Genomic DNA, 25392 nt, shown 5'->3' on the forward strand with positions numbered 1-25392 from the left:
GGACCCGGTACGCCCGCCAGCTCGGCGCCCGCCCGCGCGTCGTCGGCGGACTCCGGGCGTCCCGGGGCATGGTCGAGGGCGTGCGCGCGGCGGTGGGTGCGCTCCAGGAGCGCGACGAGGCCGACGAGCAGCAGGACGGCGAGCAGTGCGGACATGGGGACTGCCTCCTCGGGCGGTGGTCGTGACGAGCACGACGTTCGCCGTCTGAGGTAGTCCGAGACATCGGGCAGCCGCCCAGTCCTGGCGGCCCCAGGCACGACATCGCCCCCTCAGGCCTAGGCCTGAGGGGGCGACGGTCCGGTGGAGGAGGCTCAGCGCATCGCGCCGGCGCCCTCGAGGTCACCCGCGCGCGGACGGATGCGGCGCGAGTCGGGCTCGAAGCCGTGCCGCACGCCCCACAGCACGGCCTGGCTGCGGCTGGTCACGCCGATCTTGCGGTAGGCGGTGCGGATGTAGGACTTGACCGAGTTGATCGACAGGTGCGTCTGCTCGGCGATCGTGTTGTTGGACAGGCCCTGGGTGATCAGCGCGAGCACCTCGGCCTCGCGCGGGGTCAGGCCCTCCTCGCGGCCGGGCCAGTCGCCGGCGATCGGTCCGTTGCCGGGCGGCGGGGAGACCACCGACTCCCCGGCGGTCACCCGCTCCAGCGCCTGGACCAGCGAGGAGGCCGGCAGGGTCTTGGACAGGTAGCCCGCCACACCCCGGTCGATGGAGTTCTCGACCAGCGAGGGCTGGAAGTTCCAGGTGTAGACGCACACCTTGCGGATGTTGGGGTTCTCGAGCAGCTCGGTGACGCACTCGTGGTTCGCCTGCGGCTGACCGAACGTGTCGTAGAGCACCACGTCGACCGGCTGGGAGACCTCGGTCTGGGCGTTCATCTCGACGATCTCGATGCGGTCGGAGTACCGGTGCAGCATCGAGGCCAGGCCCTGGATCACGACTTCGTAGTCGTTGACCACGGCCAGGCGGATGGGGGTGGGGTCGGCGTCGTTCATGACGCACACTCAACCCTGCGGAGGCATCCGACAAAACCCCCCAAGGGGTGAGGTTCTCCCTACCCCTCCCTCGGAGGCTTCACCCTTGTGGGTCCGCCGGCGCCACCACGGCGCGGCCTCACGGGCGTCGGCGGGCCACCTTCCCCTGCACCTGGGCCAGCTTCTCCAGCATCCCGGACCCGGTTCCGCCGTCGCGCATCTCCTGCCCGGCCCGCACCATCAGGCGGTCGTAGACCGGGCGGGTGAAGCGCTTGCCCCGGTAGGCGACCTCGCCGTCCCGGTCGGTGAGGATGATGAACGTGCCTCGCTGCATCCCCGCGAACGCCTTCGCCGCGACCTGTTCGGCCGAGCGCGGCGCCTTGTTGATCAGGTTCACCGCGCTCTGCTCCAGGTGCACGTCCTTGCCGTGCAGCGATTCCGCGAGGTTGGTGCGGAAGAAGGCGGGACAGATCACCGAGACGCCGATGTCGTACGGCGCGAGCTCGTGGCGCAGCGTCTCGGACAGGGCGACCACCCCTGCCTTCACGACGTTGTACGCCGCCATGCCGGGCGCGTGGATGAGGCCGGCGAGCGAGGCGGTCTGGACCAGCTGGCCGCTGCCCTGCTCCTTGAGCATCGGCGCGAACGTGCGCACGCCCTTGACGATGCCCATCAGGTTGATCGACACCGCCCGGTCCCAGTCCTCGAGCCCGGTGACGTCGATGCGGCCCCCCACGGCGATGCCGGCGTTGCTCACCAGCAGGTCCAGGCGCCCCCAGGTGGCCTCGACCCAGTTGCGCAGCTCGTCCCAGCCCTCCTCGTCGCGCACGTCGAGCCGGCGATAGAGCACGCCCTCGGGGAGCGCACCCTCGGGCGCCTGCTCGTGCAGGTCGACGGCGAGCACCGTGGCGCCGTCGGCCGCGAGCAGCCGCACCAGCTCCAGCCCAAGACCGGAGGCACCCCCGGTGACGATGGCGTACTGACCTGCGTAGGAACGGGGCTTCGACATGCCTCCACCATACCTACGCCGCAGTAACCATGGGTGGTTTCGTCGCACCCGACCCCGCGGCCGAGACCAGCATCCGCGCGCACCCGCCACGCGCGTACCGTCACCGGGGAAGGGCAAGATCGGTGCGGCGACAGGAAGGAGCTGGGCATGGGCGCGTTGTGGCACCCGTTCTCCGACATGGGGGCGATCGAGGCCAAGGGCGAGTTCACCATCACCAGGGGTGAGGGCGTCCGGGTGTACGACGACGCCGGCCGGTCCTACCTCGACGCCACCGGCGGACTCTGGTTCGCCAACGTCGGTCACGGGCGCGGCGAGCTCGCCGACGCGGCCGCCGAGCAGATGCGCAAGGTCGCGCACTACAGCACCTTCGGCGACTACACGACCGACACCACCACGGCGCTCGCCGAGCGGCTCGCCGGCATCGCGCCGGTGCCCGGCTCGAAGGTGTTCCTGACCTCCGGCGGCTCCGACTCGGTCGACACCGCGGCCAAGATCGCCCGGCGGTACTGGGTCGAGCGGGGCGAGCCGAGCCGGACGTACGTCGTCGGCCGGCAGAAGGCGTACCACGGGATGCACTACGCCGGCACCGCCCTCGGCGGGCTGCCGCCCAACACCGAGGGTTACGGCGTGCTCGTGCCCGACACCGCGCACGTCGCCTGGGACGACGCGGAGGACCTGCGGGCGACCATCGAGCAGCTCGGCCCGGAGAACGTCGCGGCGTTCTTCTGCGAGCCGGTCATCGGCGCGGGCGGCGTCTATCCCCCGCCGCCGGACTACCTCACGGCGGTGCGCAAGGTCTGCACCGAGCTCGACGTGCTGTTCGTCGCCGACGAGGTGGTCACGGGATACGGCCGGATCGGCGGGTCGTGGTTCGCCTCGACCCGGTTCGGCCTGGAGCCGGACATGGTCACCTCGGCCAAGGGCCTGACCTCCGGCTACGCCCCGATGGGCGCGGTGCTGTGCGCGCCGAAGGTCACCGAGCCGTTCTTCCAGGCCGACGCGGGCGTGTGGTTCCGCCACGGCTACACCTACTCCGGCCACGCGATGTGCGCGGCCGTCGCGCTCGCCAACCTCGACCTGCTCGAGCGGGAGAACCTGCTCGAGGAGGCCGCCCGGCTGGAGACCTCGCTCGCCGAACGGCTGGGCCCGCTGGCCGAGCACGACGCGGTCGCCGAGGTGCGCTCCGGCACCGGCGCGTTGGCCGCGGTGCAGCTGCACGAGGCACCCCAGGCCGCGACCCTGGCGTCGCTGCTGCGCGAGGAGGGCGTCGTCACCCGCGCGGTGGGCGCGGGCGGGCTGCAGGTCTCCCCGGCGTTCGTCATGACCGACGACGAGGTCGAGGAGCTCGCGGGCGGCTTCCGCAGGGCGCTGGACCGGCTGGGCTGACCCGGCCGCCCGGCCGCGGGAACCATCGCGGTCGCTCGTTCGTAGGCCGGTATGTCCCCGTCCCCGAAACCCCCCGAGAAAGCAGTGGACCCCTCCCACCAGCCCGACCCCGCCGACGACGACCCGAGTCATAGTCCCTCCCCGCACGGAGGTGACCCCCGTTGATCGCCACCATCGGCATGCTCCTGCTGGGCGTGCTCGCGATCCTGCTGATCATCGCCGCGAACGGCTACTTCGTGGCCCAGGAGTTCGCGTACATGTCCGTCGACCGCGTCCGCCTGCGGACCGCCGCGGCGGGCGGTGACAAGGCCGCCGAGCGCGCGCTCTCGGTCACCCAGCGCACCTCGTTCATGCTGTCGGGCGCCCAGCTCGGCATCACCGTCACCGGCCTGCTCGTCGGGTACGTCGCCGAGCCGCTCGTCGGCGAGTCGCTCGGGACCCTGCTCGGCGGGGTCGGCGTCCCCGCCGCGGTCGGGATCACGGTCGGCACCATCGCCGCCCTGGCCATCTCGACGATCGTGCAGATGATCTTCGGCGAGCTGTACCCGAAGAACCTCGCGATCGCGAGCCCGGACCCGCTGGCCCGCCGGCTGGCCCGGTCGACCGTGATCTACCTCAAGGCCTTCGGCTGGCTCATCGTCATCTTCGACAAGGCCGCCAACCTGCTGCTGCGCGCGCTGCGCATCGACCCCGTCGAGGACGTCGACTCCTCCGCGACCGCGCGCGACCTGGAGTCGATCGTGGCCGACTCGCGGGCCAGCGGCGACCTGCGCGGCGAGCTGTCGTTCACCCTCGACCGCATCCTGGAGTTCCCCGAGCAGGACGTCGAGCACGCGATGATCCCCCGCTCGCGCGTCGACACCGTGCTCACCGGCACCCCGGTCGCGGACGTGCGTCGCCTCATGGCCGAGGGGCACACCCGCTATCCCGTGGTGACCGAGCTCGACGAGGTCGTCGGCGTCGTCTTCCTGATCGACGTGCTGCAGACCGAGGACTCCGGCCCGGTCCAGCGCATCATGCGCTCGCCGCTGGTGCTGCCGACCCTGATGCCGCTGCCCGAGGCGTTCGCGCTGATGCGCGACACGAAGAACGAGCTCGCCTGCGTCATCGACGAGTACGGCGGTTTCGCCGGCGTCATCACCATGGAGGACCTGGCCGAGGAGCTCGTCGGGGAGATCACCGACGAGCACGACGCCGAGGCCCACGAGGTCGTCGAGTCGGCCGAGCCCGACGTGTGGACGATGGACGGCGACGTGCCGGTCGACGAGGCCGAGCGGGCGATCGGGCACGACCTGCCGCGCGCCGACTACGAGACGATCGCCGGCCTGGTCATCGCCCAGAGCGGCACGCTGCCCGCCGAGGGCGAGGTCGTGTCGGTCGAGCTTCCCGCCGACCCGGCCGAGCTGGTCAACGACGAGCAGTTGCGCCGCAGCATCGACGTCGAGATCCTCGAGGTCGCCCGGCACGTGCCCTCCCAGGTGCGGGTGCGCCTGGTCGAGCACGGACCCACCGACGAGGCGGCCGAGGCCGCCCGCGACGAGCAGGAGCAGCGCTCATGAGCAACCCCTGGGTCGTCGTCGTGTCGACGTTCGCGCTGATCGCGCTCAGCGCGTTCTTCGTCATCATCGAGTTCGCGCTGCTCGGCGCCCGCCGCCACCGGCTGGAGGAGGCCGCGACGACCAGTCGCGCCGCCCGCGCCGCGCTGCGCTCGTCCAACGAGCTGACGGTCATGCTCGCCGGCGCACAGCTCGGCATCACCGCCTGTACGTTCGCGCTCGGCGCGATCACCAAGCCGGCGGTCGACGGGTTCCTCGGCCCGGTGCTCGAGGGTTGGGGCTTCCCGCCCCAGGTCAGCGGGGTCAGCGCCTTCGTGCTGTCGCTGCTGCTCGTGACCTTCCTGCACCTGGTCGTCGGCGAGATGGCGCCGAAGTCGTGGGCGATCGCGCACCCCGAGCAGTCGGCGGTCGCGATCGGTCTGCCGGCACGGGCGTTCATCTGGCCGCTGCGGCCGCTGCTCACCTGGATCAACAAGGTGGCCAACCGGCTCGTCGCCCGCTCGGGCGTGACCCCAGTCGACCGGGCCGCGGTCGGCGGCCGTGATGCCGAGACGATCCGGCAGCTGGTCCAGGACTCGGTCAACGTGGGCGCGCTCGACGCGTCCTACCGGTCCCAGCTGGACGGCGCGCTGGAGCTGGAGCAGCTGAAGGTCGGCGACCTCGTGGCCGAGCGGCCCAGCCCGCCGACCTCGGTGCCGGCCGCGGCCAGCGTCGCCGACGTGCAGGCCGCCTCGGCCCGCAGCGGGCACCTGCGCATCCTGCTCGAGAGCACCGCCCCGGGCGCGCTGCCCGGCGTGATCCACGTGCGCGACACCCTGCTGTCCGACCCGGGCACGGCGGCCCGGCCGTTCGCCCGGCAGACCCTGGAGCTGTCGCCGGAGACCCTCGCCTACGAGGCGTTCGCGCGCATGCGCGAGGCGAGCGAGCAGCTCGCGGTGGTGCGCGACGACGGCCGCCTCGTCGGCGTGCTCACCGTGCGCGACATCCTGCGCTGGCTGCTGCCGCACGTCGAGGGGATCGAGGGCGAGACGCAGCAGGTGTGACGAACCGAGCGTGACGTTCCGCGGCCGGCGCACGGGGCCCACTCCTTCGGGAGCGGGGCCCGTGCGCCGGCGGCGCTGAGACCTGGCTCACAAAAAGTCCCGCCGAAAACCTCCGTAACCGTAAGTTAGCGACTACGCTGGGTCGGAACAGCAAGGTCACGCAGCAGACGTTCGGAGGATTGCGATGACGCTCGCGCACGAGTTCCGCGCCCAGGTCGACGCCGACGACACGTTCCGCCGGCTGCTCTCCTCGAGCGAGCAGCTGTCGTACGACCCCAACAGCGAGATCGACTGGGAGACCCCGCTCGACCCGACCCACTACGGGCTCAACCCCGAGTGGTCCACGCTCTACGGCACTCCCCTGTGGTCGGAGATGAGCGAGGAGCAGCGCATCACGCTGACCCGCCACGAGGTCGGCTCGATCATGATGACGGGCATCTGGTTCGAGATGATCCTGCAGCAGATGATCCTGCGCGACCAGTACGTCAAGGACCCCGCCCAGGCCGAGTTCCGCTTCGCGCTCACCGAGATCGCCGACGAGTGTCGTCACTCGCTGATGTTCGCGCGCGCCTGCTCCGCGATGGGGGTGCCGCAGTACAAGCCGCACCGCATCAACATCGAGCTGGCCCGGTTCCTCAAGACCACCGCGTTCGGCGAGACGTCCTACGGCGCGATCCTGGTCGCCGAGGAGATGCTCGACGTCATGCAGCGCGACTGGATGCGCGGCGACAACGTGCTCGAGATCGTGCGCGGCACCAGCCGCATCCACGTGGTCGAGGAGGCGCGGCACATGGCGTTCGCGCGGGCCGAGATGCGTGACCGGCTGGCCGACGTGTGGGCGCCCCGGCGACAGCTGGCGGCCAAGGTGATCTCGATCGCGGCGTACGTCATCGCGACGAGCATGGTGCGCGGCGACGTCTACGCCAACGCCGGGCTCGACAAGGACCGCGCCATGCGCGAGGCCAAGGAGAACCAGCACCACCACAACCTGATGCGGCTGAGCTCGATCCACCTGATGGACTTCCTCAGCGAGTGCCGGTTGCTCACCAAGGCGTCGGTGCCGTGGTACCGCGCCGCCCACATGCTCTGATCGGCGCCGCATGACCTTCGTGATCACGCAGTCCTGCTGCGCGGACGCCTCCTGCGTGTCCGTGTGCCCCGTCAACTGCATCCACCCCACGCCCGACGAGCCCGACTTCGGCCACGTCGACACGCTGTACGTCGACCCCTCCGTGTGCATCGACTGCGGCGCCTGCCTCGACGCGTGCCCGGTCGGCGCGGCCCGCCCGGCCGATTCGCTGGTGGGCCGCGAGAAGCGGTTCGTCGAGATCAACGCCGAGTTCTACAAGGACCACCGGACCGAGACCGAGTGGACCGCGCCGGCCTTCACGCACGCCTCCGACAAGGACGGCGGGCGACTGCGGGTGGCGATCGTCGGCACCGGGCCCGCGGCGTCGTACACCGCCCGGCACCTGCTCACCACCACCGACTGCGTGATCACCATGATCGAGCGGCGCTCCGCCCCGGGCGGGCTGCTGCGCGCCGGGGTCGCGCCGGACCACACCGGCACCCGCGGGATGGTCGACACCTTCCGGTGGGTCTATCGCCACCCGCGCACGACCGTGCACCTCGGGGTCGAGGTCGGTCGCGACATCACCCACGAGGAGCTGACCCGCCACCACCACGCGGTGGTCTACGGCACCGGCGCGGGCGACAACCCCGAGCTCGGCATCGACGGCGAGGACTCGCCGGCCGTGGTGACCGCCGCCGAGCTGGTGCGCTGGTTCACCGGCCACGAGGACCAGGCGCCGGTGCGGCTGGACTCCGAGCGGGTCGTCGTCGTCGGCAACGGCAACGTCGCGCTCGACGTGGCGCGCGTGCTGCTGGCCACGCCCGACGTGCTGCGCCGCAGCGACGTCAGCGACGCCGCCCGGGCCGAGCTCGAGCGCAGCGCGATCCGCGAGGTCGTGCTGCTCGCGCGGCGCGGCCCGCAGCACGCGGCCTTCACCCGGCCCGAGCTGCTCATGCTCCCCGAGTCGATGGACGCCGAGGTCGTGATCTCCCGCTCGGTCGGGGTCGAGGAGACCGTCGCGGCCATCACCGAGCCGCGGCTGAGCGTGCTGCGCGAGCTGCCGGTGGTCGACCTCGACTGGGCGTCCGAGCCTGCGCCCGGGCGACGCCTGGTGCTGGCCTTCGACGCCGCGGTGGAGTCGGTCGGCGACGGCGAGCTGACCCTGCGTCACACCGGCAGCGCCGAGGGCACCTGGCAGACGCCGTCGCGGATGCTGGTGCGCGCCAACGGTTTTCGGGTGCGACCCATCGAGGGTCTGCCGTTCGACCCGGTGCAGGGCCGCATCCCGCAGGACGCCGGGCGGGTGCTCGACGACACCGGCGGCGAGGCGCTGCCGGGAACGTACGTCGTCGGCTGGGCCAAGCGCGGCGCGCAGGGCGGCATCGGGGCCAACCGGCACGACGCCGAGGAGACCGTGGCCAGCATGCTGCAGGACGCCCTCGACGGCCGGCTCGAGGCCCCCGCGCAGGGTCCGCTGTCGCTGCGGCGGTCGCTGCTGCGCACCGGCCGCACCTCGACCCGGCGCGGTCTCAAGGCGCTCGACCGCGAGCACGACCGGCGTCGGACGGCCGCCCACGACGGCTGACCGCCGGGTGCCTATGGTTGCCCGGTGCTTCACCGTCCCCGCCGGCAGGGTCTGCTCGCCGGCCTCACCGCGCTGACCCTGCTCGCCTCGGCCGCCTGCACGGCCGACACCCCCGACCCGGCCGGGTCGACGTCGTCCACCGGACCGACGACCACCCCGGGCACCGGCTCCACGACGGGCCCGGGCACGCCGTCGCCGACGCCGCTCACGCCGGGCGACCCGCTGCCCAACCTGCCCGCCGAGCTCACGCCGGGGGTGAGCGACGACGCGGTGACCGACCAGACGTACCGGATCAGCCTGTCGGTCCCCCGCATCCCGCAGACGCCCGGGCTCACCCGCTGGCTGGTGGGGCAGCGCGACCGCACCGCGAGCACGTTCCGCTCCGACTACGGCCCGGCGAAGAGCCCGACCAGCGCCGAGCTCAACGGCGACTGGCGCCTCATCGGGGCGAGCCCGCAGGTGGTGGGGGTGCGCCTGTCGCGGATGGAGCTCTCCGGCGCGTCGACGGTCGATCTCGACACCTTCGTGTGGTGGGACGTCGCCGCCGGCCGCCGGATCCCCGCCCGCGGGCTGGTGCGCGGCGACGCCTGGTCGCGCCTGTCGGCCGAGGTCACCCGCCGGCTCGGCGAGCGCGCCGACCCCGACGACCTCAAGGCGCGGCTGGCCGAGCCGGAGGCGCCCGAGGGCGCGGGCCCGGCCATCGCGTTCCTGCGCGACGGACGCATGTGGGTCGGGTTCGAGCCCGGCGAGGTCGCGCCCTACTCCGAGGGCGCGGTGTCGGTGGTGCTGCCCCGCGCGGTCGGTGACGCGCTGCTGTCCGAGCAGGGCAGCGCCGCTCGCGACGCGGCGGTGAAGCCGACGGCGGTGGGCCGGCCCACGACGAGCACCACCGCTCCCCCGACCACGCCGACGCCGTCGACCACCGCACGACCGGTCGACTGCACGGTCGAGCGGTGCGTGGCGCTGACGTACGACGACGGCCCGGGCGCGCACACCGAGCGGCTGCTGTCGACGCTGCGCAGCAAGGGGGCCCGGGCGACGTTCTTCATGCTGGGCGAGCAGGCCAGCCGCTATCCGGAGGTCGTGCAGTCGGTCAAGAACGCCGGCATGGAGATCGGGTCGCACTCCTGGGGCCACGAGCAGCTCACCGCCATGACGCCCGGCGCGCTGCGCAGCGACCTGTCGCGCACCAACCAGACGCTGTCGCAGCTCACCGGCACGCCGGTGCGGCTGGTGCGGCCGCCGTACGGCGCGCGCACGGCGCAGGTCGACAAGGTGTCCGGGGAGCTGGGCATGGCCGAGGTGCTGTGGGACGTCGACACGCTGGACTGGAAGTACCGCGACCCCGGCCGGCTGCCGAAGGACGCGACGAGCGCGGTGCGGCCCGGGTCGATCGTGCTCATGCACGACATCCACCGCAGCACGGTCGACGGGGCGCCGGCGCTGATCGACGCGCTGCAGAAGAAGGGCTACACGCTCGTGACGGTGTCGGAGCTGCTCGGCTCGACGCAGGCGGGGAAGACCTACTCCCGCCGCTGAACGCCTGTGCCGCCGGAGTGCGTGGCGATCGTCCACAGGCCGGTCGTGACCGGGCTCGCCGTCCACAGGCCGGCGCAGATCCCGGGGACTGACGGTGGTCGCGGTTACCGTCGAAGACGTGGAACGGGCGTACGACGTGCGGGGAGCCGAGTGGGTCACTCGGGTCACCGACGACGCCATCGCCCGCGCCTGCGGCACCCCGGCGCTGGAGCGCGGACAGGGATACGTCGACGCCGAGCGGGTGCGCTCGGTCACCACCGGCGACCAGGGCCGGATGCTGCTGGGCGTGGTGGCCGGCGGTCGTCCGACGCCCTACTCCACGATGATCGCGAGCGACGGCGACCTCGACGGCGAGCCGCGCTGGAGCGGGCGGTGCAGCTGCCCGGTCACGACGTCGTGCAAGCACGTCGCGGCGGTGCTGCTCGCGGTGCGCGAGGAGCTGGTCGAGCAGGCCGACCCGGGGGCGCGGTGGCGGTCCGAGCTGCAGTCGGTGCTGAGTCGCGCCGAGCGCGCCGCGGCGGTCGGCCACCCCGAGCCCGAGCAGCTGGGGCTGCTGTTCCTGCTGCAGCACCGGCCGGGGCCCGCCGGCCGCCCACCGGTGGTCGACGTCGAGGTGCGGCCGAGCCGGCGCACCCGCACGGGCCGCTGGCACCAGACGTACGGCTGGGGCGAGGTGCTTCGCCCCGACTTCGCCAACCTCGGCGCCCGGGTGCGCGCCGACGGACCGCAGCAGGAGCTGCTGCTCGCGCTCGCCCGGGCCGCGGCGCTCGGTGAGTGGACCTCCGGCGCGCAGCCGCTGACGCTGCACGACGCGCCGCCGATCGTGTGGCCGATGCTGCGCGAGGTGCTCGCCGGCGGCGTGCTGCTCGAGCCCGAGCAACGGTCCCGACTCGTCGGGCGCACCGCCGTGACGACCAAGACCGTGCGGCTGCTGCACGAGCCCGCGCGGCTCGACGTCGAGGTCGCCGACGACCCCTCGGGGGCGCTCGACGTGACCGCGGTCGTCGACGGCTTCCCCGCCGGCGCCGAGGTGCACCTGCTCGGCGACCCGGCGCACGGCGTGATCGGGGTGCACGACGGCGAGCTGCTGCTCGGGCCGCTGGCCCCCGACCCCGACCCGCTGGCGCTCGCGCTGCTGCGCATGCCGCCGGTGCAGGTGCCCTCGCGCGACGCCGACACCTTCACCCACCACTTCCTGCCCGCGTTCGAGCGGCACGCCCCGGTGCGGCGGCGCTCGTCCGACGGGAGCACGACGCGGGCCGAGCGGGCCGGCGCCCAGCCGCTGCGGCTGCAGCTGCACGTGGGCGACCTGAGGCCGGGGCACGTGGTGGTGCAGCAGTTCTTCGGCTACGGCCCCACCCGGGTGCCGACCAGCCTCGGGGAGGCCTCGCCCGTGCGCCGCCGGCACGACGAGCAGACCCTGGTCCAGCGGCTGCACGAGCACCTGCACCCGCTGGGGCTCTACGAGCTGGTCGGCGGGCTGGGGCACTGGCCGGCCGCGGTCGTCACCCTCACCGGCATCGACGCGGTGCGGCTCACCGCCTCGCTCGACCGGCTCGCCCTGCTCGACGACGTCGAGATCGAGGTCGCCGACGACCTCCCGGCCTACGAGGAGTCCACCGCCGAGCCGCTCATCGAGATCGGCACGAGCGAGTCCGAGGGCGGTGACGCCGACTGGTTCGACCTGCACGTCGACGTCACGGTCGACGGCGAGGAGGTGCCGTTCGAGGCGCTGTTCGCCGCGCTGGCGCGCGACGAGGACTTCATGCTGCTCGACTCCGGCACCTACTTCCGGCTCGACCGGCCGGCGCTGCAGCGGCTGCGCACGCTGATCGGCGAGGCCCGCGAGCTGGCCGACCGCGAGTCGGGCACCAGCATCAACCGGTTCCAGGTCGGGCTCTGGCAGGAGCTGGTCGACCTCGGGGTCGTGGGCGAGCAGGCCCAGGCGTGGGAGCAGTCCGTCGAGCGGCTGCGCCAGCTCGACAAGCTGGTCCCGCCCGACCCGCCGCAGGGGCTGCGGGCCGAGCTGCGTCCCTACCAGCTCGACGGCTACGCCTGGCTGACGACGCTGTGGGACGCCGGCCTCGGCGGGGTGCTCGCCGACGACATGGGCCTCGGCAAGACGCTGCAGACGCTGGCCACCGTCGCGCGCGCCCGCGAGCTCGGCGAGGTCGGCGGCGACGCCGGCCCGGTGCTGGTGGTCGCCCCCACGTCGGTGGTCGGGGCCTGGGTCGACGAGGCCGCGCGGTTCACCCCTGACCTGCGGGTCGTCGCCGTCACCCAGACCCACAGGAAGCGTCGCGAGCCGCTCGAGGAGGTGGTGGCGGGCGCGGACGTGGTGGTGACGTCGTACGCCGTGCTCCGGCTCGACGACGAGCAGTTCCACGCGCTGCCGTGGCGCGGGCTGGTGCTCGACGAGGCGCAGGCGGTGAAGAACCACCACTCCAAGACCTATCAAGCGGTCCGGCAGGTGCGGGCGCCGTTCCGACTGGCCATCTCGGGCACCCCGCTGGAGAACTCGCTGATGGACCTGTGGTCGCTGCTGTCGATCACCGCTCCCGGGCTCTACCCGCGTCCCGACGACTTCACGGTGAGCTATCGGCGGCCGATCGAGTCGGGCCGCGCGCCCGAGCTGCTCGACCAGCTGCGGCGGCGCATCCGGCCGCTGATGATGCGCCGCACCAAGGCCGAGGTCGCGGCCGACCTGCCCGAGAAGCAGGTGCAGGTGACGCACGTGCCGCTGGCCCCGGCCCACGCCCGCATCTACGACCAGCACCTGCAGCGCGAGCGCCAGCGGGTGCTGGGGCTGCTCGACGACCCCGACGCCAACCGCGTCGCGATCCTCGCCTCGCTCACCCGACTGCGGCAGCTGGCGCTCGACCCGGCCCTGATCGACGACTCCTACTCCGACGTCGGCACCTCCGCCAAGGTCGCCGCGCTCGTCGAGCACCTGCGCGAGGTCGCGGCCGAGGGGCACCGGGCGCTGGTGTTCAGCCAGTTCACCCGATACCTGCGCATCGCCGAGCAGGCGTTGCACCGGGCCGGGCTCGAGACCTGCTACCTCGACGGCGCCATGTCCGCCACCGAGCGCAGCGAGCAGGTGCGGGCGTTCCAGGAGGGCGACGCCGCGGCGTTCCTCATCTCGCTCAAGGCGGGCGGCACGGGGCTCACCCTCACCGAGGCCGACTACGTCTTCGTGCTCGACCCCTGGTGGAACCCCGCCACCGAGGCGCAGGCCATCGACCGCACCCACCGCATCGGACAGACCCGGCAGGTCATGGTCTATCGGCTGGTGTCGGAGGGGACGGTCGAGGACAAGGTCGTCGCCCTGCAGCAGCGCAAGCGCGACCTGTTCGACCGGGTGCTCGGCTCGGGCGGCGCACTGAGCAGCGCGATCACTGCCGACGACATCCGGGGGCTGCTCGACCTCTGAGGCATGCAGAAGGCCCCCGCCCGAGTGGGACGGAGGCCGGTTGCGTCAGTGCTGACTCAGAACCCCTGGCGCTGGGCCGCGGCGATCAGGTCGGCGCGCATCGAGGGGCTCGACGCGTCGGAGATGGCCTGGGCGAGCGCGCGGCGGTTGCGAGCGAGCTGACGTCGGGTGCGGATGGTCTTCGCGAGGGTCATGCCTCGTCACTCCTTGCTGCGCTTGTTCTACTTCGAGTTCTTCGATGTAGAACTATTCTACGTCGCAAATATTCCGCGGCCTAACCGTGGCGGGGTGAGTTCGACCACACCGGCGAGCCCGGCGTACGCCCCCGCGGACCACCGCCGAACCGTGCGCCCTGCGAAGCAGGCGAGCCCGGCGTACGCCCCCGCGGACCACCGCCGAACCGTGCGCCCCACCGCACCCCCCGGCGGACCACCGCCGACCCGTGACCCCTGCGACCCAGGCGAGCCCGGCGCACGCCCTCGCGGACCACCGCCGACCCGTGCGCCCGGGAGCGTCCCCCGCTCAGCCGCGGTGGTGCCGGCCGATCGGGACCACCAGCGGGCTGCCGGCGACCGGGTCGTCGACCACCTGGCACGGAACGCCGAAGACCTCCTCGACGACGTCGGCGGTGACGACCTCGGCGGGCGTGCCCTCGCGCACGATCCGGCCGTCGCACATGGCGACGACGTGGTGGGCGTAGCGCGCGGCGAGGTTGAGGTCGTGCAGCACCATCACCACGGTGGCGCCGTGACCGTTGAGGTCGGTCACCAGGTCGAGCAGCTCGACGGCGTGCGCGATGTCGAGGAACGACGTCGGCTCGTCGAGCAGCAGCAGGTCGGTCTGCTGCGCGAGCACCATCGCGATCCAGACGCGCTGGCGCTGACCGCCGGAGAGCGCGTCGACGTCACGGTGGGCCAGCTCGGTGGTGCCGGTGAGCTCCAGCGCCCGGGCGATGGCCTCGTCGTCGGCGCGCGACCACTGCCGCAGCAGTCCGTGGTGCGGGTGCCGGCCGCGGCTGACCAGCTCGGTGACGGTGATCCCCTCAGGCGCGATCGGCGACTGCGGCAGCAGCCCGACGACGCGCGCGACCTCCTTGGTGGATCGGTCGTGGATCGACTTCCCGTCCAGCAGCACCTGCCCGGCGGTCGGCTTCAGCAGCCGCGACAGGCCGCGCAGCAGCGTCGACTTGCCGCACCCGTTGGACCCCACGATCGCGGTGATCCGCCCGGTCGGCACCGACACGTCGAGGCCCTCGACGACCGGCCGCTCGCCGTAGCCCAGCGTCACCTGCCGCGCCGCGAGCCGACTGGCGCCGGCCGCGTCGGCCCGCACCGAGCGGTGCACGTCGGCGTCGGTCACGGCGGGGCGTACGTCCGTCGCCCCTGGGCCCGCCGGGCCTGCGGTGTCGAGGGAGGAGTCGGTCATGGTCATCTCATCCGTCCTTGATCACACGGCGGCTGCGCACGAGCAGCCAGAGCAGGAAGGGCGCGCCGGCGATGCCGGTCACGACCCCGACGGGCAGGTTGTCGTCGCCGACGCCGTAGGCCCCGACGTAGTCGGCGGCCACGACGATGCAGGCGCCGACGACCCCGGCCAGGGCGATGGCGGTGCGTCCGCCGTTGAGCCGGCGCGCGATCGGGCCGGACAGCAGCGCCACGAACGCGATGGGCCCGACCACCGAGGTGGTGATCGCCATCATCAGCACCACCGTGCACATCAGCGCCAGGCGCGTGGGGGCGGCCCGCACGCCGAGGCCCTGCGACGCGTCGTCACCGAGCTCGAGCACGCGCAGCCGCGGCACCAGCACCGCGACGACCGGCAGCAGCACGAGCACCGCGAGGGCCACCTGCCCGATCTCCGTCCAGGTCGCCATGTTGAGGCTGCCGGTGAGCCAGACCAGGGCGTCGCTCGCCTGCCGCACGTCGGCGGTGATGAACACCCACTGCACGAGCGACTGCAGCGCCGCCGCGAGACCGATGCCGATGAGGATCAGCTTCATCGTGGCGGTGCCGCGGCTGCCCGACAGCACGGTGACCGCGAGCGCGACGAGCAGCCCGCCGCCGATGGCGAGCAGCGCGACCGGGCCGCCCTCGAGGCCGAACCACAGGATCCCGATCACCGCCGCGGCCGAGGCGCCCATGCTCACGCCGATCACGTCGGGGCTGGCGAGCGGGTTGCGCAGCATCGACTGGAACACCGCGCCGGACACGCCGAACGAGATGCCGGCGAGGGTGCCGACCACCGCACGCGGCAGCTTCGACTCCATCACGAGGAACGATGCGACCGGGATGTCCTCGCCCAGCACGATGCGCACGAAGTCGGGAGCGGTGACGGTGTAGTCGCCGAGCAGCACCCGGGCCGCGAACAGCACGAACCACAGCAGGCCGACGGCGACGAACGCGACGGCGGCACGACGGCGTACGCGCCGGCGGACGTCGCGCACGACCTCCCGGGCGCGGGCGGGCTCGGTCTCGGGCGCCTCCAACGCGGTCGCGGGGACGGCGGCCATCACGAGGTCCGCACCCGGCGCACGAGCCAGATCAGCGCGGGCGCGCCGATCAGGGCGGTGACGATGCCGACCGAGATCTCGGCCGGCGGCGCGACGACCCGGCCGACGGTGTCGGCGAGCAGCAGCAGCGCCGGCCCGCCGAACATCGACCCGACGAGCACCCGGCGGTAGTCGGGCCCGACGACCAGGCGCACCACGTGCGGCACGACCAGGCCCACGAAGCCGATCGGCCCGGCGACGGCGGTGGCGCCGGCGCACAGCAGGACGGCACCGAAGGAGGCGACCAGGCGCCCCAGGCGCACCCGCTGCCCGAGAGCGCTGGCCATGTCGTCACCCAGCGCGAGCGCGTTGAGGATCGGGCCGGAGGCCAGGCACAGCAGCAGGCCGACGAGGAACATCGGCAGCACGGGCACGATCGCGTCGACGTCGCGCCCGGCGACCGACCCGACCTGCCAGAAGCGGAAGGTGTCGAGCACCTCGTCGGAGGTGACCATGATCCCGGCGATGATGCTGCTGGCGGCGGCGGTGACGGCGGCACCGGCCAGCGCCATCGTCACCGGCTGGCTGGCGCGCGGGCCGAGGCTCGCGATGGCGTACACCGCGACCGCGGCGACCGACCCGCCGAGCACCGCCAGCCAGATGTAGGCCGGCAGCGTCGAGATCCCGGCCCAGTAGATCCCGAGGATCACCGCGAGCGCGGCGCCGGAGTTGACGCCGAGGATGCCCGGGTCGGCCAGCGGGTTGCGGGTGACCCCCTGCATCACCGCACCCGAGACCGCGACCGAGCCCCCGATCAGGATGCCGACCAGGGTGCGCTGCACGCGCGCGTCGACGAGCGCGTCCGTGCTCTGCCCGGCCGAGCCGAACAGGCTGCGCAGCACCTCGCCCGGGCTGAGCGCCACCGCGCCCACCGCCAGCGAGAGCAGCGCCGCCGCGGCGACGACCAACGCCCCCACCCCCACGACCACGAGGTACGCCCGCGCGGACGAGCCGCGCGCGCTCGCGACCGCCGGCGTGGCCGGGGTCGTCGGGGCGTCGATCGTCGCCGTCACCGGACTACTTGGCCTTGGTGGCCGCCGCCTGCAGCTTGGGCAGCAGGCGCGGGAGACCCTCGGGGATGGTCAGCGGCGTCGGGCTCGACATGAAGTAGCTCTCGCCCGGCTCGAGCGTCGCGACGTAGGCGCCGTCCTTCAGCGCCGGGATCTGGCCGATGAGCGGGTGGCTGGTGAAGGTCTTCTCCTCGCCCGGCTTCTCGATGTAGAACACGACGACGTCGGCGTCGAGGGTCGAGGCCTTCTCGGAGGAGATGTCGACCGAGAACGTCTTCTTGCCCTTGCTGAGCTGGGTGACGATCGGGGCGTTCTTCATCCCGAGGTTCTCCAGCATCCGCGGCCGGTTGTCGAGCGTGGTGTAGGCCGCGAACTTGCTCAGGTCGGTCGGCTGGATCATCAGCCACGAGGCGGTCTTGCCCTTGATCGCGGGGTACTTCGCGACCGCGTCGCGGATCGCCTTCTCGGTCGCGGCGGTGACCTGCTTGGCCTTGCCCTCCAGGCCGAGCGCCTGCCCGGCCAGCTTCACGCCGTCCTGCCAGGACGTGCCGTACGCCTCGCCCGGGTAGGCGACGACCGGCGCGATCTTGGAGAGGCGGGCGTACTCCTCCTTGGTGACGCCGGAGTTGGTCGCAAGGATCAGGTCGGGGCGCAGCTTGGCGATCTCGTCGACCGGGGCGCCGTCGGCGTCGCTGTAGCGGGTGGGCTGCTGGCCGCCCATCTTGGCCAGCGCCTTGTCGAAGGAGTCGGTGGACTCGTTCTTGTTGCCGCCCCAGGTGATCTTCGGGCAGCCGACCGGCACGACGCCGAGCGCCAGCACCATGTCGGCGTCGGACCAGCCGAGGGTCGCGACCCGCGTCGGCTTCTGCTCGATCGTGGTGCTGCCGAGCGCGTGCTTGATGGTGACCGGGAAGGCACCTGCCGCGGAGCCGCTGCTGCCGGCACCCGAGGGCGACGACGCCGAGGCGCCGCTGTCTCCGGACGGGCCGGTCTGGCAGGCGGCGAGCGTCGTGGCGGCGGCGGTCGCCGAGACGAGCGCGAGGAAGGAACGGCGGTGCATCGAGTCTCCGTGAGGTCGGTCCGGGTCGGTCTGCGCGGCTCACCTGTTTAGGCAAGCCTTAAGTTACTTAGGGCAGACTAACCACAGGCTCCGGCGACTCGCCAGGCCCCCCTCGCGGTCACTCCACGGACGACTCCGGCAGCTCCCGGTCCAGCTCGGCCAACCAGGTCGCGGCCACGGCGTCGGACGGCATGCGCCAGTCGCCCCGCGGCGACATCGACCCGCCGCCGACGACCTTGGGACCGTTCGGCAGCGCCGACCGCTTGAACTGGTTGGCGAAGAAGCGCGTCAGGAACACCACGAGCCAGTGGCGAATCTCCTTGAGGTCGTAGGAGATTCGTCGATCCTCGGGATAACCGGGCGGCCACTCCCCCGCCTCGGCGTCACGCCAGGCGTGGTGGGCGAGGAAGGCGATCTTGCTGGGCCGCGCACCCTGCCGGTGGACGTGGAACAGGGTGAAGTCCTGCAGGGCGTACGGCCCGATCTTCTCCTCGGTCGACTGCGGCTTCGCGTCGTCGCCGCTCGGCACCAGCTCGGGGCTGATCTCCTGCTCGACGATCTCCTCCAGCACCGCGTCGACGGCGTCGTCGAAGAAGCCCTCGGCGATGACCCAGCGGATCACGTGCTGGATCAGCGTCTTCGGGATGCCGGCGTTGACGTTGTAGTGCGACATCTGGTCGCCGACGCCGTAGGTGCACCAGCCGAGCGCGAGCTCGGACATGTCGCCGGTGCCGACCACGATCCCGCCGTGGTGGTTGGCCAGCCGGAAGAGGTAGTCGTAGCGCAGCCCGGCCTGGACGTTCTCGAACGTCACGTCGTAGACCGGCTCGCCCTGCCCCGCCGGGTGCCCCATGTCGGCGAGCATCTGCGTCGCCGCCGGGCGGATGTCGAGCTCGCTGAACGTGACGCCGAGCAGCTCCGACAGCCGCTGGGCGTTGCTCTTGGTGCTGCTCGAGGTCGCGAACCCGGGCATGGTGTACGCGAGGATGTCCGACCGCGGACGACCCAGCCGGTCCATCGCGCGCGCGGCCACGATCAGCGCGTGCGTGGAGTCGAGCCCGCCCGAGACGCCGATGACCAGCTTCGGCTCGCCGATGGCGCGCATCCGCTGCTCCAGGCCGTGCACCTGGATGTTGTACGCCTCGTAGCAGTCCTGCGCGAGCCGCGCCGGGTCGTCGGGCACGAACGGGAAGCGGTCGATGCTGCGCCGCAGCCCCACGTCGCCCGACGGGGGCGCGAGCTCGAAGGCGACAGAACGGAACTCGTCGATCCGGTCGGCGAACGTGCGGCGGTTGTCGTCGAACGATCCCTGCCGGATGCGCTCCTGCACGAGGCGGTCGAGGTCGACGTCGGCGACGCTCGTCAGCGGCTCGGCCGAGAACCGGTCGCCCTCGGCGAGCAGCCCGCCGCACTCGTACACCATCGTCATGCCGTCCCACGACAGGTCGGTCGTGGACTCGCCCTGCCCGGCCGCCGTGTAGACGTACGCCGCGTTGCCGCGCGCGGACAGCGAGCGGCACATCAGGTGGCGGTCCTCGGCCCGCCCGACGGTGATCGGCGAGGCCGACAGGTTGAGCAGCACCGTGGCGCCGGCGAGCGCCGCCTCGGCCGACGGCGGGATCGGCACCCACACGTCCTCGCAAACCTCGGCGTGCACGACCAGCCCCGGCACGTCGCTCGCCGCGAACAGCAGGTCGGGACCGAACGGCACCGGCTCGCCGCGCAGCCAGATCGTCTGCCCGCGCTGGTCGTCGCCCGGCGCGAAGTGCCGCTTCTCGTAGAACTCGCGGTAGTTCGGCAGGTACGACTTCGGCGCCACCCCCAGCACGCGCCCGCGGTGGATCACCACCGCGCAGTTGAACAGCCGCGACCCGTGCCGCAGCGGCGCACCGACCACGAGCATCGGCAGCAGGTCGGCGCTGGCCTCGACGAGCGTGTCGATCGCGTCGAGCACCGCGTCCAGCAGCGGCTGCTGCATCAGCAGGTCGTCGATGGCGTATCCCGACAGCGACAGCTCGGGGAAGACCGCGACCGCCACCGCCTGCTCGTCGCAGGCGCGCGCCTGCTCGAGGATCGCCTGGGCGTTGGCGGCGGGGTCGCCGATCGTCACGGGCAGGGCGCAGGCCGCCACCCGGGCGAACCCCTGGTGATAGGCGGAGAAGAAGTCCACGGCCGCAGTGTGTCAGCGCGGGATGTTGCGCAGGTTGGAGCGTGCCATCGAGATCGCCTCTCCCGCACCGCCGTTGAGCACGATCTTGCTCATCGCGGTCGCGAAGCCGAACACCTGCGAGGAGGAGATCTTCGGCGGGATCGACAGCGCGAGCGGGTCGGTGACGACGTCGATCAGCGCGGGCCCGTCGTGCGCGAACGCCGCGGCCATCTCGGCCTCGAGCTTGCGCGGGTCGGTGATGCGCACCGAGTGCCAGCCCATCGCCTGGGCGATCGCGGCGTAGTCGACCTCGGGCACGTCGACGCCGAAGTCGGGCAGCTTGTCGACGAGCATCTCCAGCTTGACCATGCCGAGCGTGGAGTTGTTGAACAGCACCACCTTGATGGGCAGGTCGTACATGCGCACGGTGAGCAGCTCCCCCAGCAGCATCGCGAGGCCGCCGTCGCCGCTCACCGACACGACCTGCCGGTCGGGGTAGGCCAGCTGGGCGCCGAGGGCCTGCGGCAGCGCGTTGGCCATCGACCCGTGCAGGAAGCTGCCGATCAGGCGCCGGGTGCCGAGCGGGTTGAGGTACCGGGCGGTCCAGACGTTGCCCATGCCGGTGTCGGCGGTGAAGATCGCGTCGTCGGCCGCGACCTGGTCGAGGATCGACGCCGCGAACTCGGGGTGGATCGGCTGCTTGTGCTCGACGTTCTTGGTGTAGGCCCCGACCGCCTTGTTCATCAGCTTGTCGTGCCGCTTGTGCATCTGGTCGAGGAAGCGGTGCTTGCGCTTGGCCTCGACCAGCGGGAGCAGGGTGGCCAGCGTGGCGCGCACGTCGCCGTGCACGGGCAGGTCGACGGCCGTACGCCGGCCGATCACCGTCGCGTCGGTGTCGACCTGGGCGGTCGTCACGTCGTCGGGCAGGAACTGGTCGTAGGGGAAGTCGGTGCCGAGCATGATCAGCAGGTCGGCCTCGTCGAGGCCCTCGGCGGCGGCGCCGTAGCCGAGCAGACCGGTCATGCCGACGTCGTTGGGGTTGTCGTACTGCACGACCTCCTTGCCGCGCAGCGTGTGCCCGACGGGCGCCCCGATCTTCTCGGCGAGCTCGATGACCTCGTCGTGCGCGCCCGCGGCGCCGGCGCCGACGAACAGGGCGACCTTGTCGGAGTCGTTGATCGCGTCGGCGAGACGCTGGACCACCGACGCCGGCGGCTGGAGCACGCCCGGCTCGACGGGGACGTACAGCGGGGCGTCGGCGGTGGCCTCCTCGTCGGCGATGTCGCCGGGGAGGGTGATGACCGCGACGCCGGGCGCGCCGACCGCGTGCCGGATGGCCGCGGCGACCACGCGGGGCGACTGCGCGGGCGTGCTGACCAGCTCGGAGTAGACCGAGCACTCGGTGAAGATCCGGTCGGGGTGGGTCTCCTGGAAGTAGCCCTGACCGATCTGGCTGCTCGGGATGTGGCTGGCGATCGCGACCACGGGCGCGTGCGAGCGGTTGGCGTCGTAGAGCCCGTTGATCAGGTGCAGGTTGCCCGGGCCGCAGGAGCCGGCGCAGGCCACCAGCTCGCCGGTGAGCTGGGCGTCGGCGCCCGCCGCGAACGCCGCGGCCTCCTCGTGGCGCACGTGGATCCAGTCGATCCCGCCGGCCTTGGACCCGCCGGTGCGGCGCACCGCGTCGACCACCGGGTTGAGGCTGTCACCGACGATCCCGTAGATCCGGCGCACCCCCGCCTGCTGCAGCTGCTGGACGATCTGCTCGGCGAGCTTCATGACGCTCCTTCGCGACGGGTCGGGTGTCGCCTCCGACGCTACGCCGCCACCCCTTGGTGTCCTCAGGGGAGCAGGCGCGGGCTGAACCGGGCCGGCGCCGAGGAGCGCGCGGCCTTGCGGATGCGCCCGGTGTTGGGCGCGGCCAGCAGCACCGCCTGCTCCCAGCGCTCGCGCGCGAACGTACGTCGGGGGCTGGCGCTCCAGCGCGTGTCGAAGAGGCGCTTGGCGGCGGCGACGGCGTCGGGCGAGCGGGTGAGCAGCTGGTCGACCAGCTCGTCGGCGGCCGCGGCCGGGTCGTCGGCGCTCTGCGTCGCGAGGCCGAGCCGGACCGCCTCGGTGCCCGAGACCGTCTCGCCGGTCATCGTCAGGCGCTTGGCGACGTCGAGACCGAGCTGCTGCGCGAGCGTGCGCACCCCGGACATGTCGGGCACCAGCCCCCACTTGCCCTCGAGCACCGACCACTGCGCGTCGGGCGCGGTGATGCGGAAGTCGGCGCCCATCGCGATCTGCAGACCGCCGCCGAGGCAGTGCCCGTGCACGACGGCGACGACGGGGACGGGCAGCCGCCGCCACGCCCAGCAGGCCTCCTGGAAGGTGTTGGTGCCGCGCCACGGGCGGGGCGCGAACCGGCGCAGCACCGCCAGCTGACCGTCCTCGGCGACCGAGCCGAAGTCGAGCCCGGCGCAGAACGAGCGGCCCGCGCCGCTGAGCACGACGGCCCGCAGCGACCGGTCGCGCCGCAGCCGGTGCGCGGTGGCGACCAGCTCGTCGAGCGTGTCGAGGGTGAGGGCGTTGAGCTTGTCGGGGCGCTCCAGCCGCACGCGGGCGACGCCGTCGGACACCTGGCAGGACACGGTCGATGAGGGCATGGCTCACACCGTACGGCGCTGGCTGGGAGTCCTCTGTGAGTCACCCGCGCGCGGTTGCGGCACGCCGGAGCGCAGGTCTTGACTGGCCGGCATGCGGGACATCAGGCGGGGCTGGTGGCGAGCCACCGAGACGGTGAAGCATCGGGTGCGCCCGCTGCGCGACCGGGTCGTCGCCGCCGCGCCCGCCACGTCGCGCTTCCTGGTCCGGCGCCCGGCGATGCAGTCGCTGCACAAGCAGCGGATGTTCTGGACCGACCCCGAGCGCCCGATCAAGCCGCTCCCCTTCACCGAGGCGTCGGTCGAGGCGATCCTGCGCCAGGCCAGCGCCCTCGGCCCCGACGACAGGGTGCTCGAGGTCGGCTCCGGCCTCGGCGCCACGCTCGCGGCGCTGGTCGACCACGGCGTCACCAACGTCACCGGCGTGGAGATCAATCCCCTTGCGGTGCAACGGATGCGCGAGCTGCACCCGCAGCTGGCCGGCGTCGAGATGCTCGTCGGCCCGGCCGAAGAGCTGCTTGCCGAGCTGCCCGACGACAGCTTCTCGCTGGTAATCGCGGTGCGCACCCTGCTGCACACCCACCCCGACAGCGTCGGGCTGTTCGCCACCCTCGCCCGCCTCGCGCCGATGATCGTCACCATCGACGAGCCGGCCTACCTCGGCCGGCACAGCTATCCGTGGGACCTCGCCGCCGAGCTCGGCAAGCACGGCATGCAGGTCGTCCAGCGCCGCCCCCTCGTCGTCGACGGCACGCTCTCCTCGAGCACGGTCCTGACGATGCAGCGGGGTGAGCGGCGCGGCGGCCACCACGGCCTGCGCCGCTGGCTCGCGGCGAGCTGAGAGGTGCGGCCGCCCGAGGTGGTCGAGCGGCTCCCCCACGCTGGTCGAGGAGGCCGGAGCGAGTCCCCACCAAGCTGGTCGAGCGTCGCCCTGTAGCGCGAGGGACGAGCCCGTATCGAGACCGGGTCACCTACTCGTGTGGTGACCGAAAGGCGCCGGGAGGCGTGAGTACGCCTGGGGTGACGTCGGATTCGCGAGTCGCCGATGGCGTACGGCACCAGAGTGGTCGGTCCTGACAGCACCCCACGATCTCGACACGACAGTGCGTTGTTGACACAAAGGGCTGCTACAGCACGCACGTCTGTCAACAACGCCAGTCCGTGTCAACAACGTCCGGCTCTGTCAGAAACGTCGCCACGGTGAGCCGCCAGACCAGGCCGACCACGCACCCGCTCCCGCTTCCCGGCGCCTTTCGGTGACCACAGCGAGTGGTGACGGGTCTCGATACGGCCTCGCCTAGCGGCTCGGCCTACTCGACCACCGTGGAAGGGGGTCTCGATACGGCCTCCGCTGCGCTCCGGCCTACTCGACCTGCTTGTTGGGGTGAGGGGTCTCGATACGGCCTCCGCTAGCGCTCCGGCCTACTCGACCACCTTGGGCCGCTCGACCAGCTTGGTGGGCTCAGCGGCGGCGGGCGCGCAGGCGGCGGGCGAGGTGACGGGAGACGACCGGGGGGAGCAGGTCCTTGGCGAGGTGCTTGACCCGCCCCTCCCGCCGTACGTCCTCGGCCGGCTGGCCGGCAGCCCCCGCCTTCGCCGGAGCGGACTCAGCGACCGGCCTCGGCGCAGGCGCGGGAGGCGGTGGCATCGCCCGGGGGAACCACGCCTTGGCGCGCACGATCGACTGGTCGTACACCGCGAGCCGCTGGCCCCAGGCGTTCTGGTCGTCGGTCAGCCACTCCAGCAGCGCGGTGCGCCACGGCTCGGGGTCGCCCCAGGTGGCGTAGAGCTTGTTCTCCGAGACGCCGATGACCTGCAGCCCCTTGTCCAGCACGCCCTCCCACACGGCGGCCGCGACACCGGGGCAGTGCTCGCTGCGGTAGTCGTCGAACGCCACGATCCCCTGCTCGCCGAGCAGGGTGCGGGCGGAGTCGACGTCGACCGCGACGTGGTCGTACAGGTGCGAGGCGTCGACGTGCACGAAGCGGCACGACCCGGCCGGCACCCGGTCGACGATGACCGACGACACGTCGCGCACGACCGTCGGCAGCTGCGGGTGGAAGCGCAGGTAGTTCTCGGCGAAGCGCTGCTCGGTGAGCGTGGCGTAGGAGTCGGCCTGCTCGGCGGCGTTGCCGGCATCGCTGGTCTCGCCCTCGAACAGGTCGAGCACCGTGAAGGTCTCGCCGGGCTGCACGTAGTCACCGATGAGCACCGCGCTCTTGCCGAGGTAGCTGCCCAGCTCGACCAGGTTGCCGTGCACCCCGAGCTCGGTCTGCCGGGCCAGCAGCCAGGAGAAGATGCGCCGGTCGCTGGGGAAGAACCAGCCCTTGATGGTGTCGAGCTCGGCCTGGACCTGGGCGCTCAGCAGTGCAGCGTCGTCGTGCAT

At 72.5% G+C, this 25392-nt stretch carries 19 protein-coding genes; 8 read left to right on the forward strand and 11 right to left on the reverse strand.

The window, feature by feature from the left end:
- Window positions 1-311: 311 nt before the first annotated feature.
- Both FB554_RS13870 and FB554_RS13875 read right to left on the reverse strand, forming a co-directional pair.
- Window positions 312-995 (reverse strand): response regulator transcription factor, encoded by a 684-nt coding sequence (locus FB554_RS13870; RefSeq protein ID WP_142006987.1) that lies wholly within the window; start codon window positions 993-995, stop codon window positions 312-314.
- Between the two features lie 118 nt (window positions 996-1113).
- A complete protein-coding gene (locus FB554_RS13875) occupies window positions 1114-1983 on the reverse strand; it encodes an SDR family NAD(P)-dependent oxidoreductase (protein WP_142006988.1) in 870 nt (289 codons plus the stop codon).
- 147 nt (window positions 1984-2130) lie between these two features.
- Between FB554_RS13875 and FB554_RS13880 the strand changes: the two genes are divergently transcribed.
- The 7 genes from FB554_RS13880 to FB554_RS13910 all read left to right on the forward strand — a co-directional run bounded on the left by FB554_RS13880 (window position 2131) and on the right by FB554_RS13910 (window position 13597).
- Entirely contained in the window at window positions 2131-3369 is a 1239-nt protein-coding gene (locus tag FB554_RS13880) for an aminotransferase family protein (protein WP_142006989.1), read from the forward strand.
- 161 nt (window positions 3370-3530) lie between these two features.
- On the forward strand, window positions 3531-4928 hold the full coding sequence (locus FB554_RS13885) for a hemolysin family protein (RefSeq protein ID WP_236022407.1): 1398 nt from the start codon (window positions 3531-3533) through the stop codon (window positions 4926-4928).
- On the forward strand, window positions 4925-5968 hold the full coding sequence (locus FB554_RS13890; RefSeq protein WP_142006990.1) for a CNNM domain-containing protein: 1044 nt from the start codon (window positions 4925-4927) through the stop codon (window positions 5966-5968). The genes FB554_RS13885 and FB554_RS13890 overlap by 4 nt, the downstream gene beginning before the upstream one ends.
- 184 nt (window positions 5969-6152) lie before the next feature.
- Window positions 6153-7058 (forward strand): AurF N-oxygenase family protein, encoded by a 906-nt coding sequence (locus FB554_RS13895; RefSeq protein WP_142006991.1) that lies wholly within the window; start codon window positions 6153-6155, stop codon window positions 7056-7058.
- 10 nt (window positions 7059-7068) lie between these two features.
- A complete protein-coding gene (locus FB554_RS13900; RefSeq protein ID WP_142006992.1) occupies window positions 7069-8625 on the forward strand; it encodes a 4Fe-4S binding protein in 1557 nt (518 codons plus the stop codon).
- A 24-nt stretch (window positions 8626-8649) separates the two neighbouring features.
- On the forward strand, window positions 8650-10164 hold the full coding sequence (locus FB554_RS13905) for a polysaccharide deacetylase family protein (RefSeq protein WP_142006993.1): 1515 nt from the start codon (window positions 8650-8652) through the stop codon (window positions 10162-10164).
- A gap of 118 nt (window positions 10165-10282) precedes the next feature.
- Complete coding sequence (locus FB554_RS13910) at window positions 10283-13597, forward strand: DEAD/DEAH box helicase (RefSeq protein WP_236022408.1); 3315 nt, start codon at window positions 10283-10285, stop codon at window positions 13595-13597.
- A 56-nt stretch (window positions 13598-13653) separates the two neighbouring features.
- Here FB554_RS13910 and FB554_RS17230 read toward each other — a convergent pair whose 3' ends face one another.
- The 8 genes from FB554_RS17230 to FB554_RS13945 all read right to left on the reverse strand — a co-directional run bounded on the left by FB554_RS17230 (window position 13654) and on the right by FB554_RS13945 (window position 23009).
- On the reverse strand, window positions 13654-13791 hold the full coding sequence (locus FB554_RS17230; RefSeq protein WP_170206891.1) for a hypothetical protein: 138 nt from the start codon (window positions 13789-13791) through the stop codon (window positions 13654-13656).
- A gap of 328 nt (window positions 13792-14119) precedes the next feature.
- The gene (locus FB554_RS13915; RefSeq protein WP_142007620.1) at window positions 14120-15022 is read right to left on the reverse strand and encodes an ABC transporter ATP-binding protein; all 903 of its coding nucleotides are present in this window, start codon (window positions 15020-15022) and stop codon (window positions 14120-14122) included.
- A 7-nt stretch (window positions 15023-15029) separates the two neighbouring features.
- Entirely contained in the window at window positions 15030-16106 is a 1077-nt protein-coding gene (locus FB554_RS13920) for a FecCD family ABC transporter permease (RefSeq protein WP_142006994.1), read from the reverse strand.
- Window positions 16106-17158 (reverse strand): FecCD family ABC transporter permease, encoded by a 1053-nt coding sequence (locus FB554_RS13925; RefSeq protein WP_142006995.1) that lies wholly within the window; start codon window positions 17156-17158, stop codon window positions 16106-16108. The genes FB554_RS13920 and FB554_RS13925 overlap by 1 nt, the downstream gene beginning before the upstream one ends.
- Before the next feature lie 4 nt (window positions 17159-17162).
- Window positions 17163-18215, reverse strand: coding sequence for an iron-siderophore ABC transporter substrate-binding protein (locus tag FB554_RS13930; RefSeq protein ID WP_142006996.1), 1053 nt, complete (start codon window positions 18213-18215; stop codon window positions 17163-17165).
- Between the two features lie 118 nt (window positions 18216-18333).
- The gene (locus FB554_RS13935; RefSeq protein ID WP_142006997.1) at window positions 18334-20385 is read right to left on the reverse strand and encodes an NAD(+) synthase; all 2052 of its coding nucleotides are present in this window, start codon (window positions 20383-20385) and stop codon (window positions 18334-18336) included.
- A gap of 12 nt (window positions 20386-20397) precedes the next feature.
- Window positions 20398-22140, reverse strand: a complete 1743-nt coding sequence (locus tag FB554_RS13940) for a pyruvate dehydrogenase (RefSeq protein WP_142006998.1) — start codon at window positions 22138-22140, stop codon at window positions 20398-20400.
- Between the two features lie 62 nt (window positions 22141-22202).
- The gene (locus FB554_RS13945; RefSeq protein WP_142006999.1) at window positions 22203-23009 is read right to left on the reverse strand and encodes a crotonase/enoyl-CoA hydratase family protein; all 807 of its coding nucleotides are present in this window, start codon (window positions 23007-23009) and stop codon (window positions 22203-22205) included.
- 91 nt (window positions 23010-23100) lie between these two features.
- On the opposite strand from FB554_RS13945, the gene FB554_RS13950 reads away from it, so the two are divergent.
- Window positions 23101-23847 (forward strand): class I SAM-dependent methyltransferase, encoded by a 747-nt coding sequence (locus tag FB554_RS13950; protein WP_142007000.1) that lies wholly within the window; start codon window positions 23101-23103, stop codon window positions 23845-23847.
- A gap of 621 nt (window positions 23848-24468) precedes the next feature.
- Here FB554_RS13950 and FB554_RS13955 read toward each other — a convergent pair.
- The gene (locus tag FB554_RS13955) at window positions 24469-25392 is read right to left on the reverse strand and encodes a class I SAM-dependent methyltransferase (protein WP_142007001.1); all 924 of its coding nucleotides are present in this window, start codon (window positions 25390-25392) and stop codon (window positions 24469-24471) included.

This window comes from Barrientosiimonas humi (genome assembly GCF_006716095.1).
Lineage (GTDB): Bacteria > Actinomycetota > Actinomycetes > Actinomycetales > Dermatophilaceae > Barrientosiimonas > Barrientosiimonas humi.